At 63.9% G+C, this 14830-nt stretch carries 15 protein-coding genes and 1 tRNA gene; 13 read left to right on the top strand and 3 right to left on the bottom strand.

Annotated features, from left to right (window positions below; translation table 11 throughout):
* The first annotated feature begins 145 nt into the window (after nucleotides 1–145).
* Nucleotides 146–1234, top strand: coding sequence for a YeeE/YedE family protein (locus SPHINGO391_RS14970; RefSeq protein WP_152009578.1), 1089 nt, complete (start codon nucleotides 146–148; stop codon nucleotides 1232–1234).
* Nucleotides 1235–1324: 90 nt separating this feature from the next.
* On the opposite strand, the gene SPHINGO391_RS14965 is transcribed toward SPHINGO391_RS14970, so the two are convergent.
* On the bottom strand, nucleotides 1325–1771 hold the full coding sequence (locus SPHINGO391_RS14965; protein WP_152009577.1) for a hypothetical protein: 447 nt from the start codon (nucleotides 1769–1771) through the stop codon (nucleotides 1325–1327).
* 178 nt (nucleotides 1772–1949) lie between these two features.
* On the opposite strand from SPHINGO391_RS14965, the gene SPHINGO391_RS14960 reads away from it, so the two are divergent.
* Entirely contained in the window at nucleotides 1950–2867 is a 918-nt protein-coding gene (locus tag SPHINGO391_RS14960; protein ID WP_193217301.1) for a DUF1499 domain-containing protein, read from the top strand.
* Between the two features lie 8 nt (nucleotides 2868–2875).
* On the opposite strand, the gene SPHINGO391_RS14955 is transcribed toward SPHINGO391_RS14960, so the two are convergent.
* Nucleotides 2876–3790, bottom strand: coding sequence for an MBL fold metallo-hydrolase (locus SPHINGO391_RS14955; RefSeq protein ID WP_152009575.1), 915 nt, complete (start codon nucleotides 3788–3790; stop codon nucleotides 2876–2878).
* A gap of 173 nt (nucleotides 3791–3963) precedes the next feature.
* On the opposite strand from SPHINGO391_RS14955, the gene SPHINGO391_RS14950 reads away from it, so the two are divergent.
* Together SPHINGO391_RS14950 and SPHINGO391_RS14945 are read left to right on the top strand one after the other, a co-directional pair.
* A complete protein-coding gene (locus SPHINGO391_RS14950; protein ID WP_152009574.1) occupies nucleotides 3964–4545 on the top strand; it encodes a biotin transporter BioY in 582 nt (193 codons plus the stop codon).
* 215 nt (nucleotides 4546–4760) lie between these two features.
* Nucleotides 4761–4834, top strand: a tRNA-Gln gene (locus SPHINGO391_RS14945).
* A gap of 61 nt (nucleotides 4835–4895) precedes the next feature.
* Here the strand turns inward: SPHINGO391_RS14945 and mobA are convergent.
* A complete protein-coding gene (mobA, locus tag SPHINGO391_RS14940) occupies nucleotides 4896–5531 on the bottom strand; it encodes a molybdenum cofactor guanylyltransferase MobA (RefSeq protein ID WP_152009573.1) in 636 nt (211 codons plus the stop codon).
* A gap of 266 nt (nucleotides 5532–5797) precedes the next feature.
* Between mobA and SPHINGO391_RS14935 the strand changes: the two genes are divergently transcribed.
* The 9 genes from SPHINGO391_RS14935 to SPHINGO391_RS14895 all read left to right on the top strand — a co-directional run bounded on the left by SPHINGO391_RS14935 (nucleotide 5798) and on the right by SPHINGO391_RS14895 (nucleotide 14796).
* Nucleotides 5798–6157: a cupin domain-containing protein gene (locus SPHINGO391_RS14935; RefSeq protein WP_152009572.1), complete on the top strand. Its 360-nt coding sequence runs from the start codon at nucleotides 5798–5800 to the stop codon at nucleotides 6155–6157.
* A gap of 90 nt (nucleotides 6158–6247) precedes the next feature.
* Nucleotides 6248–7987 (top strand): acetate--CoA ligase, encoded by a 1740-nt coding sequence (gene acsA, locus SPHINGO391_RS14930; protein WP_152009571.1) that lies wholly within the window; start codon nucleotides 6248–6250, stop codon nucleotides 7985–7987.
* Nucleotides 7984–9990 (top strand): pyruvate dehydrogenase (acetyl-transferring) E1 component subunit alpha, encoded by a 2007-nt coding sequence (gene pdhA, locus SPHINGO391_RS25280; RefSeq protein ID WP_152009570.1) that lies wholly within the window; start codon nucleotides 7984–7986, stop codon nucleotides 9988–9990. Before acsA ends, pdhA begins: the two co-directional genes overlap by 4 nt.
* Complete coding sequence (locus SPHINGO391_RS14920; protein WP_152009569.1) at nucleotides 9990–11327, top strand: dihydrolipoamide acetyltransferase family protein; 1338 nt, start codon at nucleotides 9990–9992, stop codon at nucleotides 11325–11327. The genes pdhA and SPHINGO391_RS14920 overlap by 1 nt, the downstream gene beginning before the upstream one ends.
* Complete coding sequence (locus tag SPHINGO391_RS14915; protein ID WP_152009568.1) at nucleotides 11324–11569, top strand: acyl carrier protein; 246 nt, start codon at nucleotides 11324–11326, stop codon at nucleotides 11567–11569. Before SPHINGO391_RS14920 ends, SPHINGO391_RS14915 begins: the two co-directional genes overlap by 4 nt.
* A 145-nt stretch (nucleotides 11570–11714) precedes the next feature.
* Nucleotides 11715–12929 (top strand): hypothetical protein, encoded by a 1215-nt coding sequence (locus tag SPHINGO391_RS14910; protein WP_152009567.1) that lies wholly within the window; start codon nucleotides 11715–11717, stop codon nucleotides 12927–12929.
* Nucleotides 12930–13082: 153 nt separating this feature from the next.
* On the top strand, nucleotides 13083–13457 hold the full coding sequence (locus tag SPHINGO391_RS14905; protein WP_152009566.1) for a DUF2946 family protein: 375 nt from the start codon (nucleotides 13083–13085) through the stop codon (nucleotides 13455–13457).
* A gap of 175 nt (nucleotides 13458–13632) precedes the next feature.
* On the top strand, nucleotides 13633–14151 hold the full coding sequence (locus tag SPHINGO391_RS14900) for a copper chaperone PCu(A)C (RefSeq protein WP_152009565.1): 519 nt from the start codon (nucleotides 13633–13635) through the stop codon (nucleotides 14149–14151).
* 3 nt (nucleotides 14152–14154) lie between these two features.
* Nucleotides 14155–14796, top strand: coding sequence for an SCO family protein (locus tag SPHINGO391_RS14895; RefSeq protein ID WP_244615210.1), 642 nt, complete (start codon nucleotides 14155–14157; stop codon nucleotides 14794–14796).
* Nucleotides 14797–14830 lie beyond the last annotated feature (34 nt).

Here is a 14830-nt window from a genome sequence, read left to right as displayed (position 1 = left end):
AATCTGCTTCGGGAGATTCCGGTTCCAAGATTCCGGGGTTTCGGAGAAGAATAAACCAATCATGGCATCCGGGCTGTAAGTCCGGACCCTCTCATCGGTCTCGATGGATTGTATTTTGCAGATACATTTCATGGAGACTGAAGCAATGGACCTCGTCCCTCTGATCGACCTTATCGGCGAGCCGCAGACCGCGCTCGTGGGCGGCCTCGTGCTCGGGCTGGCTTTCGGCGTCTTCGCCCAGCGCAGCCGCTATTGCACCCGCTCGGCTGTTCTCTCCGCAATGGGCGACAGCGATCTCAAGCCGTTCGCCACCTGGGTGGCCGGTTTTGCCGCCGCAATCCTCGCGGTGCAGGCTTTGCTTGGCGCCGACATGATCGACGTGTCGGAAACCCGGTTCTTCTCCACCGCCCAGAGCCTGTCCGGAGCGATCATTGGCGGCCTGCTGTTTGGCACAGGCATGGTGCTGGCGCGCGGCTGCGTGTCACGCCTCCTGGTGCTCGGCGCGTCGGGCAACCTGCGCGGCGTCTTTTCCATCGCCGTCATCGCCGTGACCGCCCTTGCGACCTACAGCGGCGTGCTGGTGCCGCTGCGCGATGGCATCGGCGGGATTTGGAACACCGCTGCCATCGGCGGCAATGACCTGCTTGTCCACGCGGGCCTCGAACGCTGGGCGGGTATTGCGCTTGGCGCGGTTCTGGCGCTGGTCGCACTCGGCTTTGCGGTCAAGGCGCGCCTGTCGGTCTGGCGGCTCTCCGGCGGCATCATGATCGGCCTCACGGTCGCTGCCGGCTGGTACTTCACCTGGCAGCTTTCCACCCAGGTCTTCGAGCCGATCCAGGCTGAAAGCCTGTCCTTCATCCGCCCGCTCGCCACCACCGGCGAACTGGCGCTTGCGAGCGGCTTTGCCGGGCTTGATCAGGGTGTCCTCATCGGCGCGATCCTTGGTGCATTCGTCGCGGCTTTGCTCTCGGGCGAGTTCCGCATCTCGACCTTCTCCGAGCCTGGCACGCCGCCGGTCTGGCGCTATGCCGCCGGTTCGGTGCTGATGGGCTTCGGCGGCATTCTCGCTGTCGGCTGCACCATCGGCGCCGGTCTCACCGGCGGTTCGGTACTGGCGGTCTCCTCGCTTCTCGGCCTGGCATCGATGATGGCCGGTGCCGCGCTCACACAATTGCTGCTGCGCTCGCTATCCCGCGAACAGCCTGCCTCTGCCGCAGTCGCTCCGGCAGAGTAGTCAAAACCGTCTCTGCCCCGGGCTCAATGCAAATGCCGGGGCAGGGCGGAATCTCTGCAGGCTCGCCGTCAGAACCCGTTATCCCGACAATCAGAGCTTTTCGAGCACCGCCACGAAGGCTCTTGCGAATTGAACCAGGCCGGCTGTTGCTGCGTCGGCCTCAGCAGTCTCGACGCGGTCGCCGCCGGCGCTGAGCAGCACCAATCCGAACCGCCCGCCATTCTGCCGTGACAGGCAGACAACGGCGATCCGCTGAGCATCCTCAACAAGCCCGGAAGCGGGAAGATCAAAAAGAAACTCGCCGCCGATCACCTTGGCGGCATCGCCGACAGCATCGGCAAATCCGCGATCGGCGATGTCGCTGAGATCGAGCGCAAGATCGAGTTCGACCAGATCCAGCGCCAATGGGGCAGGGCTGCCAGGCTTTCGCGCCAGTTCGTGTGAGTCTGGAACGGAGGCAGGCATTTCGCCTGCGGAAAGCATGGATGCCGGCCGTGTCGGGCCGTAAACGGGCATTGTCCGGGCGTCTGCCGCCATGGTGGATCTCCTTCGGAACCTCAAAACCTGTCCGGTCTGATCTGCCCCCCGGATGAATAGTCCGCAGCAAGCATGGCTGAAGTGAGGCGCTTGCCGCGGCAGCCATGAACGGCTAATGAATTCAATCACAACCAGTCGCGCATCCCGCGCTCCATCTGCCGGAGACCCTGGCCGCGCCATGCCCTTCCGTCCCGTCCGCCCGCACTCCATTGCCGCCGCCTGGTCGCGCAAACTCGGCCGCTTCGCCGTGCTTCTGGCGTTGATGGCGCTGGTGCTGCACCGTGTCGGAACGCTGGAAATGCCCAATGCGGTTGCCGCCATCCTGCTTTCGGCAGTGATCGCGGTGTTCGTGCTGGGGCTTTCGATGATCGGCTTCTTCATGCTCTGGCATATCGGCGCGAAAGGTGGCCACGCCTCGTTCAGCGGCATGGTCATGGCATTGATCATCCTGATTCCGGTCGGGCTTGCGGCCAGCCGTTTCGTGCTTTTGCCGCGGATTCATGACGTAACCACCGACATTTCAGATCCGCCGCAATGGCTTGAGCCCCCCGCGGTTTCCAGCTCTTGGATGCCGCGCTCCGATGCTGAAGACCCTGCCAAGCGCCGCCTGCAGGCGGGAGCCTACGCACAGGTCACCGGTCGGCGTTACGAGGGAGCGATCGACCGTGTGCTGCTTGCCGTTCAGGCTGTGGCCCAGGAGAAAAAGTGGACGCCGGTGGCCAATGTCGGGGTTGAGGCGCTGGTCGATGGTCTCGAGCCGAACCCTGCGGGCAACGTACAGCCCGACGAGGCAGGGACCTCGAACGGTGAGGCGGACCCGGCGCGGGCGCCATTGCCTGCGCCACGCCCGGACATTGAGAACGAGCCCCTGGCGCCGCTTCCAACTTTCGCCGTCATCCAGTACCGCGCCCGCACGCTGGTACTCGGCATCCCACAGGATGTTCTGGTCCGCCTGTCGGAAGAGGAAGAGACCACCTTCGTCGACATGCGCGCGGCGACGCGGGACGGGGATCACGACCTCGGACTGAACGCCGAACTGATCCGCGCATTCCTGCAGGATCTTGATGTGCGACTGCTGGGGATTGCCGGCGGCTGACTGTCAGGTCAGGCGGGCCGGTACTCGCCGTGAATGGCCGGAGGACCGTCGGTCACCACTTCCCCGCGACCGACCAGGTCTTCCAGATGCGCCAGCACCGACAGCGCCGCTGCGCCATGCAGCCGCGGATCGGTGTCGCGGTAGATCGCCTTGACCATGTCGGCAATCAGCCGGTCGCCTTTCTCTACGCGGCCGAACACGGCACGTTCACGCATGCGCCGGTGCGTCTTGAGCGCCCGGACGAACTGCCGCGGCTCCTTCACCGGTCCGCCATGCCCGGGCAGATAGAAACGGTCGTCACGCTCGAGCAGCATGTCGAGCGAGGCCATGAAATCGCTCATCGCCCCGTCCGGCGGTGCAATGATCGATGTCGCCCAGGCCATCACGTGATCGCCTGAAAAAACCAGGTCGGTGTCGCCGCCGGTCAGTGCGAAGGCCGCGTGGTTGGCGGTGTGTCCCGGCGTGTGCAGAGTTTCCATCGCCCACCCGTCTCCAGAGATCACGTGGCCGTGGCCGGCGGCGATATCCGGAACGAAATCCATGTCCGCGCTTTCCTTCAGTGGATTGACCTCGCCCGTGTAAAGCGGCCGCGCCGCCCGGTGCGGTCCCTCTGCCACCACCGTGGCGCCGGTCTTTTCTTTCAGGCGCGCGGTCAGCGGTGAATGATCCCGGTGGGTGTGGGTGACGAAGATGTGGCTGACCGGCCGGCCCGCGATCGCCGCTTCAAGCGTGCGCCAATGGCTCTCGTCCTCCGGGCCCGGATCAATCACCGCAAGTGTATCGCCGCCGACAATGAAGCTGTTGGTGCCGTGAAACGTCAGCGGCCCGGCATTGGGCGCGGTGACCCGCAAGATGTCCGTGGCAACGGGCACGGCCTCGCCATGGGCGGGCTCGAAGGTCTTGTCAAACTGCGGTTCGGTCACGCATCTCTCCGGTCTGTGGCTCGATCCGGCCTGTCGTGCCGGGGTCGGCGGTCCTTTGTGGACGGCCCTGGATTTGGGCCGGACTGTCTTGCTGTCGGACGGCTAAGTCAATATACCGCTTTCAATGAGCGGTCGCATTGGCGCGCTCTTCTGAAAATTCCGGAGATTGATCCATGGCCACAGTTCCCGCCCGTTCGTTCGCACAATCCCTTGCCCCTGAAGGCGTTGCCGCACGTTATGCCACCTACGGCGCGCTCGTCCTCTTCGGCAGCCTTCTGATTGCGCTTGCCGGCAAGATCACCGTTCCCTTCTGGCCGGTTCCGGCAACGCTGCAGACGCTGGCGATCTTCGTCATTGCCGCTGCCTTCGGCCGCAAGCTGGCGCTGGCGACACTGGCCGCCTATCTCATCGAGGGTGCTGCCGGCCTGCCGGTGTTCACCAATGGCGGCGGTCTGGCCTATTTCGCCGGCCCCACCACCGGTTACCTTGCAGGCTTCGTCATCGCCGCCGGCCTCACCGGCTGGGCTGCAGACCGCGGACTTGACCGTAACGCCTTCAAGCTCTTCGCCGTCAACCTTCTCGGCACCGCGATCATCCTTTTGCTCGGTGCTGCCTGGATTGCCATCGCCTTCGGCCCCGAAAAGGCGCTTGCCTGGGGTGTCGGCCCGTTCATTGCAACCGACGTGATCAAGGCCGCGCTCGCCGCAGCCGTGGTTCCCGCCGGCTGGCAGATCGCCAACCTGTTCCGCCGCTAACGGTCGAAACAGACCGCCGGGCCGCTTGAGGCCTGGAGACCGAAAACCTGAAACCCGCGCGGCAGACCGGCCGCGCGGGTTTTTTCATGGTGGAAAATCCTGGTTCGCGGGCGGTATCCGCGCTTGTGATCGGACGCGTCATTTGCTATCCCCCCGGATGCTTCCGGGCGTTACCGGTTTGCGCCGGGCGGAAGATCCGCGGCCCGGAGAAGCGTTGGGGTATAGCCAAGCGGTAAGGCAGCGGTTTTTGGTATCGCCATCCCTGGTTCGAATCCAGGTACCCCAGCCACCTTTCGTTTCAATCACCCGATCCCTGCCGGAACCGCGATCGTCACCTTCCAGCTCCAAGATCAATCGAGCGACGGGTGCCTTGCCCCGGAGCTGCCGAGGATGGCCTCGGCCTCGGCCAGTTCCTCGGGCGTATTGGCATTGAAGAACGGATCAGGCGCGCGGTCGTGCTCCGGTTCGAAATCGCAATAGGCAATCTCATGCCGGGCGGCCCAAGCCTGCACTTTCATCGTTTCGCTGGTCACCAGCCATCGTGCGAGGTCCTCGCGCAACGCCACCGGCCACAATCCGACGACCGGATGCGCGTTGCCCTGCGAACGCGCCATGACAATGCGCTCCGGACCAGACATGGCACCAAAGCGTGTAACCAGATCAAGCGGCAGGAACGGTGTATCGGTTGCGGTGCTGATCAGATGGGTCACGCCGGGAAGTTCCGCGGCCCATTCCATCCCGGTCAGTACGCCGGCAAGCGGGCCGAGATGGCCTCCGATCCTATCGGGCAGAACCGGCAGGCCATAGTCAAGATAGGGCGCGGGTTCGGAATTGGCGTTGATTGCCAACTGTTCGACCTGCGGTGCGATCCGGCCGATTACCCGTGAAATCATCGTTTCGCCAGCCAGCAGTTGCAACGCCTTTTCGCCACCCATCCGCCGCGAAAGACCGCCGGCCAGGATCAGTCCCGCTATTGTGCTGCTCAAACTTCTTCCCCCTTGGCATGTCTTGCGATGCTACGCCGATATCGCTCAAACACCAATCCGGACGGATCCGTGTCCGCGACTTCATTCTTGACTGCTCCATTGGGGTGTCCTACCCCGATGGCAACTGAAGTTTATTTCAAAACAAGGCTTTGGGAAGGCACTCTCGGAATGCCACCCGCATGGCCTTGCTCAGGTTTTCAGTTGCAGCCTGCCACGGGCAAGCGCGGTCGGCGCTTCCTGCAGCCCCGTACTTTCAAGGAATGACGATGATTGATCTCAAGAGCTTCGGCGACCTTTCGAACCTGGATCTGGGCCCCTTCGCACCCAAGCCGACAAGCTTCACCGATGGCCAGGTCGAGGCGGCAAAACAGCTCTGGGCTTCTGACGACGGCGTGAGCCAGGTCGGCGTCTGGGAATGCACGCCGGGGCGTTTTTCCGCCGACCGGACCAAGTCCTCCGAAATCTGTCACATTCTCTCGGGTTCCGCCACGGTTGTGGGCAAAGAGGGCGGCGACGAACGCAGGATCGGTCCGGGAGACATCCTCGTTCTGCCGCTTGGCTGGGAAGGCGAATGGACCATCCACGAGCAGGTCCGAAAGACCTACGTGCTGACCCGCAAGCCCTGATCGCAGCCCTGCCTCTGTTCCGTTTCGTTGACGCACATCAATGCTCCTCCTTCCTGCCGCCGCAATACTGGCGGGCAGGGAGGATTGCTGATGTGGGATACCATCAAGAAACCCGAGGCGCTTCGTGCCCAGGCGCAATTGACGTCCGGTGTTCGCGCCGGGTTTTCCTGGGCGAAGATCGAGGATGAACTGCTCGACGGCCTCCCGGACGGTGGCCTCAACATAGCTTATGAAGCAGTCGACAGGCATGTCGCCAACGGCTTCGGCGCTGACACGGCGCTCCGGTGGCTGGGCAAGTCCGGTGATCGCCGGGATCTCAACTATGCCGATCTGGGCGCTGCGTCGTCCCGCTTTGCATCAGTGCTTGCCGGGCACGGTCTCGGCCGCGGGGCCCGGGTGTTCTCGCTGCTGGGGCGCCAGCCCGAGGTTTTCTACGCCGCACTCGGCACACTCAAGGCCGGCATGACCTTCACGCCCCTGTTTTCCGCCTTCGGGCCCGAACCGATCCAGACCCGCATGGAGATCGGCGAGGCTAACGCGCTGGTGACCACCGAAGCCATCTACCGGCGCAAGATCGAGCCCTGGATCAAGGACATCCCCTCGATGCGGCTGGTGCTGATTGTCGGCGATGACGCGCCGGAAGGCTGCGTCGCGCTTGGTCCAGCCATGGAACAGGCATCCCCAGAGTTCGACACGGTGCACACGCAGCCCGAAGACGAGGCGCTGATTCACTTCACCTCGGGCACCACCGGCCGCCCCAAGGGCGCCGTCCACGTCCACAAGGCGGTGGTCAACCACGCTTCCACCGGCCGCTACGCGCTGGAGCTGAAGCCCGGCACGGTCTACTGGTGCACCGCCGATCCGGGCTGGGTCACCGGCACGTCCTACGGCATCATCGCGCCGCTTGTGAACCGCGCCACCCTGGTCATCGACGAGGCCGAGTTCGACCTCGAGCGCTGGTACGCCACGCTTGAGCGCGAGAAGGTCGAGGTCTGGTACACCGCACCCACTGCCATCCGCATGATGATGCGGGCAGGCAGGGACGCCGCCAAGGGCCACGACTTCTCGGCTCTGAGGTTTCTTGCCAGCGTCGGCGAGCCGCTCAATCCCGAGGCCGTGGTCTGGGGCAACGAGGTCTTTGGCCTGCCGTTTCACGACAACTGGTGGCAGACCGAGACCGGCGGCATCATGATCGCCAACACCATGGAAATGGATATCAGGCCCGGCTCGATGGGAATGCCCCTGCCGGGGATCGAGGCGGCGGTGGTCACCGTCGAAGGCGGCAATGTGAAGCCCTGCAAACCCGGCCAAATCGGCGACCTCGCATTGAAGGCTGGCTGGCCGTCGATGATGCGGGCCTACCTGCATGAGGAGGCGCGCTATAAAAAGACCTTTGCCGGCGACTGGTACATCTCCGGCGACCTCGCGATGCAGGACCAGGACGGCTATTTCTGGTTCGTCGGCCGGGCCGACGACCTGATCAAGTCGTCGGGGCACCTGATCGGGCCGTTCGAGGTCGAAAGCGCCCTGATCGAGCACGAGGCGGTGGCCGAGGCCGGCGTCATCGGCCTGCCGGACGAAACCGCCGGCGAGGTGGTCAAGGCCTATGTCTCGCTCAATCCGGGCTTTGAACCGTCTGAGGAGCTCGAGAAATCGATCCGCGGCCATGCCCGCAAGACGCTTGGCCCTGCGGTCGCCCCGCGCACCATCGAGTTCCGCAAGACCCTGCCGAAGACACGATCGGGCAAGATCATGCGCCGCCTGCTCAAGGCGCGCGAACTGGGCCTGCCCGAAGGCGACATTTCCACGCTGGAGACGGACGAGTCATGACCAAGGCCGAAAAGACCCACCTGACGCATGCCCATGTCACCGAGCTGCTCAAGGGCATGATCCGCATTCGCCGTTTCGAGGACAAATGCGCAGAGCTTTACACGCAGCAGAAAATCCGCGGCTTCCTGCATCTCTATGATGGCGAGGAGGCGATCGCCATGGGGTTGATCTCCGTTCTCGGCGAAAACGACCGCATCGTCGCCACCTACCGCGAACATGGCCATGCCCTGGCCCGCGGCGTGCCGATGCCGCAAGTGATGGCCGAGATGTACGGCAAGGCCGAGGGCTGCTCCGGCGGTCGCGGTGGCTCCATGCATCTGTTTCATGCGCCTAGCAACTTCTTCGGCGGCAACGCCATTGTGGGTGGCGGCTTGCCCCTGGCGGGCGGGCTGGCGCTCGGCGACAAGCTTGCGGGCGCCGATGGTGTGACCGTCTGTTTCTTCGGCGAAGGTGCGGTCGCCGAAGGTGAGTTCCACGAAACCATGAACCTCGCCGAACTCTGGGATGTTCCGGCGCTGTTTGTCTGCGAGAACAATGGCTACGCCATGGGAAGCGCGCTGGCGCGCACGGAATCCGAGACCGATATCCACGCCAAGGCAGCCGCCTACGGCATTGCCTCGGAAGCGGTCGACGGCCAGGACGTGGTCGCGGTCGAAGCCGCCGCCCGCCGTGCCATCGCCAGCATTCGCGAGACCGGCAGACCCTATTTCCTTGAGTGCCGCACCTATCGCTTCCGCGCCCATTCGATGTTCGACGCCCAGCTCTACCGCGACAAGGACGAGATCGCCAGCTTCCGCGCCAAAGGGCCGATCGTCCGGTTCCAGAGTTGGCTGCTGGAAAACCACCTGCTTCAGGACAGCGACATCGCTCGCATCGAGGCCGAAGTTGACGCTGAAATCACGGAGGCCGTGGCCTTCGCCGAAGCCGGAACCTGGGAGCCGGTGGAAACGCTGACCCGCCATGTCATCGCCGACGATGCGCCGCCGCCGCCGGTTCCGGCTGCGCCATCGGGAAAATCCCAGGAGATCACCTACCGCGAGGCGGTCAAGCAGGCGATCCGCGACGCCATCATCCGCGACGAGCGGGTTTTCCTGATGGGCGAGGATGTCGGTGCCTATGGCGGCTGCTACGCGGTAACCAAGGGGCTGATGACCGAGTTCGGCGAGACCCGCATCCGCGACACGCCCTTGTCCGAATCCGGGTTCACCGGCTTCGGCATCGGCGCCGCGGCAGCGGGCTTGCTACCCATCGTCGAACTGATGACGGTCAATTTCTCCCTGCTGGCGCTTGACCAGATCATGAACACCGCCGCCACCATCCGCCACATGTCCGGCGGGCAGTTCGGCGTGCCCCTGGTGATCCGCATGGCGACCGGTGCGGGCAAGCAGCTCGCGGCCCAGCACTCGCACAGCCTCGAGGGCTGGTACGCCCACATTCCCGGCCTTCGGGTGCTGGCACCGGCCACGGTCGAGGATGCGCGCGGCATGTTGTGGACGGCGCTGCAGGACCCGGACCCGGTGCTGATTTTCGAAAACGTCATGCTCTACAACATGACCGGCACGCTGGATGACGCGGCGGGTGCGGTGGACATCGACCGCGCCGCGGTCCGGCGCGAGGGCAGGGATGTGAGCCTGATCACCTACGGCGGCTCGCTGTGGAAGACGCTGGAAGCGGCCGAGGCGCTGAGCACCGAGGGCATCGAGGCCGAAGTGATCGACCTGCGCAGCCTCAGGCCGCTGGACGACGCCACCATCATGGCCTCGATTGCCCGCACCCGCAGGGCGGTGATAGTCGACGAGGGATGGCGCAGCGGCTCGATCTCCGCCGAGATCATCGCCCGGATCAACGAACAGGCCTTCTGGCATCTCGACGCGCCGCTGGGACGGGTCTGCGCCAAGGAAGTGCCGATCCCCTATCCGAGCCACCTCGAAGCCGCCTCGATCCCGCAGGTTGCCGACATTGTCGCCGCGGCCCGTGCCGCGATGGGCAGGGGCAAGAGCTGATGAGCGTCTTCGTCATGCCCTCCCTCGGCGCCGACATGGAGGACGGCAAGCTGGTCGAATGGCTGGTCAAGCCCGGCGACGCGGTCCATCGCGGCGACGTGGTCGCCGTGGTCGAAACCCAGAAAGGTGCCATCGAGATCGAGATCTTCGAGGACGGGATCGTTCAGTCGCTCGAGGCCGAACTCGGCGCCACGCTCCCCGTCGGCGCGACGCTCGCCTTGATCGGTGACGCAACCGCTGCAGCCGCGCCGGAGCTAAGACCGGAGCCGAAGCCCGCGGCACCGCCGGTCGCCGCCCGGCAGGCCGCGCCGGCTAAGCCGCAACCCGCCGAAGCCGAATCCGAACCCCAATCCGAACCCCAATCCGAACCCAGGGCCGCGGAAACCGAGGCGGCGGCGCCCGCCATGCCTCTCGCCGCCGCGCCTGAACCGCCGACCGCACCGGCCCCGCCCGCGCCAGCCGTCAAGGCTGCCCCCGTCGTTGCCTCGGGCCAGGTGGCCGCATCGCCCGCCGCGCGCGCCCTGGCGGCGGAGAAGCGGATCGATCTCGCCCGCGTCGCCGGCTCCTGGCCGGGCGGGGCGATTGTCCTCGCCGATGTCGAGCGCGCTGCCGCCGGCACGGCTGAAGCACCCGCACCGCGCACGCCGCCGGCCAAGCCCGCCAGAGGCTTTGATGTCGAGGCCATGCGGCAGGGCATCGCAGCGGCAATGACCCGGTCCAAGCGGGAAATCCCGCACTACTACATGACCCACGAAGTGGATCTGCAGCAGGCAACGGATTGGCTGGTGCAGAAGAACGCCGATGTCGGCCCCGCAGACCGGCTCTTGATGGGCGCGCTTTTCGTCAAGGCCACGGCCCTGGCGGCAAAACAGGTCGATGGCCTCAACGGTCATTTCGACAAGGACGGTTTCACCCGGTCCGAAACCGTCAATGCCGGCGTTGCTGTTGCCCTGCGCGGCGGCGGACTGGTCGCGCCGGCAATCCCGGATGCCGATGAACTGAGCCTCGCCCAACTGATGGACGCGATGCGCGGCGTGGTGGCGCGGGCGCGCGCAGGCCGTCTGCGCTCGTCCGAGATGACCAGCGGCACCATCACCATTTCCAGCCTTGGCGATCGCGGCGTCGACCAGATGACCGGCGTCATCTATCCGCCGCAGGTAGCCCTTGTCACCTTCGGAACGCCGCGCGCGGTGGCCCGGGTGCTGGGTGACAGCATCCAGATCCGGCAGGCGGTAGCTGTCACGCTTGCCGCGGACCACCGGGCCAGCGATGGCCGGCGCGGCGCCCGTTTCCTCACAGAGATAGACAAACTTCTGCAATCCCCGGAGGCCCTATGAACCGCGACACGCTCTACGCCGTTTTCATTGAAGAACTGGTCAACGTGGCCCCCGACCTCGATGCCGGCTCGATCAATGGGGATGACCAGCTGCAAGACGATCTCGAGCTCGATTCCATGGACGTGCTCAACCTCGTGGCGGCACTTCACGACAGGCTGGGGATCGATATCCCGGAGGATGATTACGTCCAGATCGAGACGCCGGCCAAGGCCGCGGACTATCTCGCTGCCAGGTGTAAATAACGTCGCTCATGGTTCAGATGAATGACGCTGGCGCGCAGGGCTTTTCCTGCAGTCCGGCGCCGGCGGTTGGCATTTCCGTCTTTACATTGAATATCGTTTATATTAAATATAAAAGAGTGTTGATGTTGGAAGGAAAGGTTTCGCCATGCGTTATGCCCGCGCCGAAGGGGCGCCCTACACCCCGATCTATTTTCTCTCGAGTCTAGGGGCTGGCGGCCTCGCGATCTCGTTCTTCATGTATCTGATGTGGATGACTCCGCACAAAGGTCAGCCGATTCCCTCATTCACCACCTTGCAGGCCGCTCTTGCCGGCGGCGATCTGGCTACTCAGGCATTGATCATTGCCGCGGCGCTCGGGATCATCGTTTTTGCCTATCTGCACGTGCGTACACTGCTTTGGAACGTGCGGGAGTACTTCGCCTGGAAGCAGACTACGGGATATGAGGCCTTCCTGAAATCCAACAACCAGAGCCAGCTCACCGCCATTCCGCTGGCGTTCGCCATGTCGATCAATGTCGGCTTCATCATCGGTGCCGTGTTCGTGCCCGGTCTCTGGGAGATTGCCGAATACCTGTTTCCTGCAGCTCTGGCGGCTTTTGCCGTGACCGGATACTTCGCGCTCAAGTTCTTCGGTGGCTTCTTTACCCGGGTTCTCACCGAGGGCGGCTTTGACTGTGCGCGCAACAATTCCTTCGGCCAGCTGCTGTCCGCCTTCTCGCTGGCAATGGTTGGCGTCGGCTTCTCCTCGGCGGCGGCCATGAGCCACGTCAAGCTCACGTCGGCGATCGCCTTCATGGGTTCGGTCTTCTTCCTTGTTGCGGCCATTCTGCTTGGCGCGATCTTCCTGGTGATGGGCTTCCGCGCCATGATGGAGCACTCTGCCGAGCGTGAGACCACACCGACGCTGTGGATCATCATTCCTTTCATCACCGTCATCGGCATCGCGTTCTATCGTCTCAACAAGGGGCTTGATCACAATTTCGGCGTCGAGTTTTCGGCCGGATCGGCGTTCTCGCTGCTGACCGTCCTGTTCTCGATACAGCTGGTCTTTGGCTTGCTTGGCTACATGGTGATGCGGCGGTTCGGCTATTTCGAGCATTTCGTCTCCGGTGAAGGCCGTTCACCCGGTGCCTATGCGCTGATCTGCCCGGGCGTGGCCCTGTTCGTGTTCGGCAATTTCGTCATCAATGCGGGCCTGGTGCAGATCGGGATCCTCGAAACCTATTCGATCGCCTGGTTCGTGCTCTACGCACCGCTGCTCTACCTTCAGGTGAAGACCATTGCCGTCTATTTCCGCCTCAACGGCAAGATGCTCGGCAATCACCCGGCTCATCCGGCATCCCCTTTGCCGGCCGAGTGAACCTGCAGCAATGAGGCCGCCGCTCCGTGTGATGGACCAGCGGTCTCGGCGCATGTTGACGCAGAAGCTTTGAAACACTTGCGAGTGCCAGATCGGGGGTATATTCCTCCGGGAAGCCAATCATCGGGTGAGGACATGATCGGGAAACGCGGGTTGACACGCAGATCGGGACTGGTGCGCATGCTCTGCGCGCTGTCGCTGCTGCTTGTCGCCTTCGCTCACAAGCCGCTCGTGATACCTGCCGCTGCCTATGACGGCGTCGAGATCTCCGACTATGTCCTGCCGGACGGCACGCTCCCCGATCTGTGCCTGACCGGTGCGGCGGATGACACCCATCATTCCGCATCCAACAAATGCGAAGCCTGCCGCATTGTCTCTTCGGTTGATTTGCCGTTTCCCCTTGACGGCTATGTGGTCAACCGGCTGAGATCGGCTGCCGAGCGGACGGTCCCCCAGGACGTCCGCTTCACACAGCCTGTCCTGCGCGCCAGCGCTTCCCCGCGCGGCCCGCCTCAATTCTCCTCCTGAATCCCGCAAGGCTCGCCTGAACCTGCACCTTTTGCAGCCTCTGTGCGCAGTCCTGCACGCTTGGCCGTCGAACCGGCGTCGCTATGACCGGTCGCAACCAGGACCAGGCTCTTTCAAACCTCAATCCGTTTGACCAAACCCCGCCCGCTCCGGGCACAATCAGAAAGCAAAAATCATGAATCGCATTGCCCTTCTTTTCTCCGCCGCTGTGCTTGGCCTGTCCTCCAGCTTTGTCGCTGCCGGTGACTACACGCTCGGCTCGCTCGAAATCGAGCAGCCCTTTGCCCGTGCCACACCGCCCAACGCCCCGGTCTCCGGTGGTTACATGACCATCCGCAACTCCGGTGCCGAAGCCGACCGGCTGATCTCGGGCGAGGCAGCTTTCGCTGACCGCGTCGAGATCCATGAAATGGCCATGGAAGGTGATGTCATGAAGATGCGTCAGCTCGCCGACGGTCTGGAAATCCCGGCCGGTGGCGAAGTCGTGCTCAAGCCCGGCGGATACCACGTCATGTTCATCGGCATCGACAGCCAGTTCAAGGACGGCGAGACCCGCAACGTCAAGCTCACCTTCGAAAAGGCCGGCAGCATCGATCTCGAGTTCGAGGTCAAGGACATCAAGGCGATGCAGGGTCATATGAAGAAAGACGGCCATGGCAACATGGACCACGGCAAGATGAAGCAGGGCGGCTAGGCGATGAAGGATGGCTCCGCCACGCAATCAGGCGCTGGCGACCGCAGTCCGCGCCTGAAGATCGGGCTCTGGGCGGCTTCGGCCGCCCTGTTCCTGCTGTCCCTGGCATTCCTCGGCTGGCAGTATGCCGTCCGGGGAACCGACCAGTCCCTGACCTCGGGCATGAGGCTCGGAACCGAATTCGAGCTTGTCGATCACAATGGTGCATCAATCACTGAGGCCGCGTTCGCCGACAGGCCGACACTGCTTTACTTTGGCTTTACCCGCTGCCCCGAAGTCTGCCCGACCACGCTTTACGAGATGGCGGGCTGGCTCGACGTGCTTGGCGAGGAGGGCAGGGACATCCAGGCCTTTTTCATCTCAGTTGATCCCGGGCGCGACACACCCGAGATCATGAAGGGCTATTCGGAAGCCTTCACCGATCGTGTCATGGGCATTACCGGCGATCCCGCCGAAATCGACAAGGTGGTCGCCGCCTGGCATGTCTATGCGGCGAAGATTCCGACCGATGATGGCGACTACACCATGGATCACACGGCGTCGGTGTTTCTCGTTGACCGGAACGGCGTCTTCAAGGGCACCATCGCCTATGGCGAGGATCCGGAGACGGCCATTGCCAAGCTCCGACGGCTGGCGGCGGGCTAGAGCAATTCCACAGAAACCGGGAACCGGTTCCGCT

It is taken from the genome of Hoeflea sp. EC-HK425 (assembly GCF_902498795.1).
Taxonomy (GTDB): domain Bacteria; phylum Pseudomonadota; class Alphaproteobacteria; order Rhizobiales; family Rhizobiaceae; genus Hoeflea; species Hoeflea alexandrii.
The sequence above is the reverse complement of the archived record's forward strand: the minus strand, read 5'-3'. Positions and strand labels throughout refer to the sequence as shown.

What these genes read in the sequence shown, in the direction of transcription:
- SPHINGO391_RS14915 (WP_152009568.1), top strand. Translation starts at nt 11,324, where the DNA reads ATGAACCGCGACACGCTCTACGCCGTTTTCATTGAAGAACTGGTCAAC.
- SPHINGO391_RS14895 (WP_244615210.1), top strand. Translation starts at nt 14,155, where the DNA reads ATGAAGGATGGCTCCGCCACGCAATCAGGCGCTGGCGACCGCAGTCCG.
- acsA (WP_152009571.1), top strand. Translation starts at nt 6,248, where the DNA reads ATGTGGGATACCATCAAGAAACCCGAGGCGCTTCGTGCCCAGGCGCAA.
- SPHINGO391_RS14935 (WP_152009572.1), top strand. Translation starts at nt 5,798, where the DNA reads ATGATTGATCTCAAGAGCTTCGGCGACCTTTCGAACCTGGATCTGGGC.
- SPHINGO391_RS14910 (WP_152009567.1), top strand. Translation starts at nt 11,715, where the DNA reads ATGCGTTATGCCCGCGCCGAAGGGGCGCCCTACACCCCGATCTATTTT.
- SPHINGO391_RS14960 (WP_193217301.1), top strand. Translation starts at nt 1,950, where the DNA reads ATGCCCTTCCGTCCCGTCCGCCCGCACTCCATTGCCGCCGCCTGGTCG.
- SPHINGO391_RS14965 (WP_152009577.1), bottom strand. Translation starts at nt 1,771, where the DNA reads ATGGCGGCAGACGCCCGGACAATGCCCGTTTACGGCCCGACACGGCCG.
- pdhA (WP_152009570.1), top strand. Translation starts at nt 7,984, where the DNA reads ATGACCAAGGCCGAAAAGACCCACCTGACGCATGCCCATGTCACCGAG.
- SPHINGO391_RS14950 (WP_152009574.1), top strand. Translation starts at nt 3,964, where the DNA reads ATGGCCACAGTTCCCGCCCGTTCGTTCGCACAATCCCTTGCCCCTGAA.
- SPHINGO391_RS14920 (WP_152009569.1), top strand. Translation starts at nt 9,990, where the DNA reads ATGAGCGTCTTCGTCATGCCCTCCCTCGGCGCCGACATGGAGGACGGC.
- SPHINGO391_RS14900 (WP_152009565.1), top strand. Translation starts at nt 13,633, where the DNA reads ATGAATCGCATTGCCCTTCTTTTCTCCGCCGCTGTGCTTGGCCTGTCC.
- SPHINGO391_RS14970 (WP_152009578.1), top strand. Translation starts at nt 146, where the DNA reads ATGGACCTCGTCCCTCTGATCGACCTTATCGGCGAGCCGCAGACCGCG.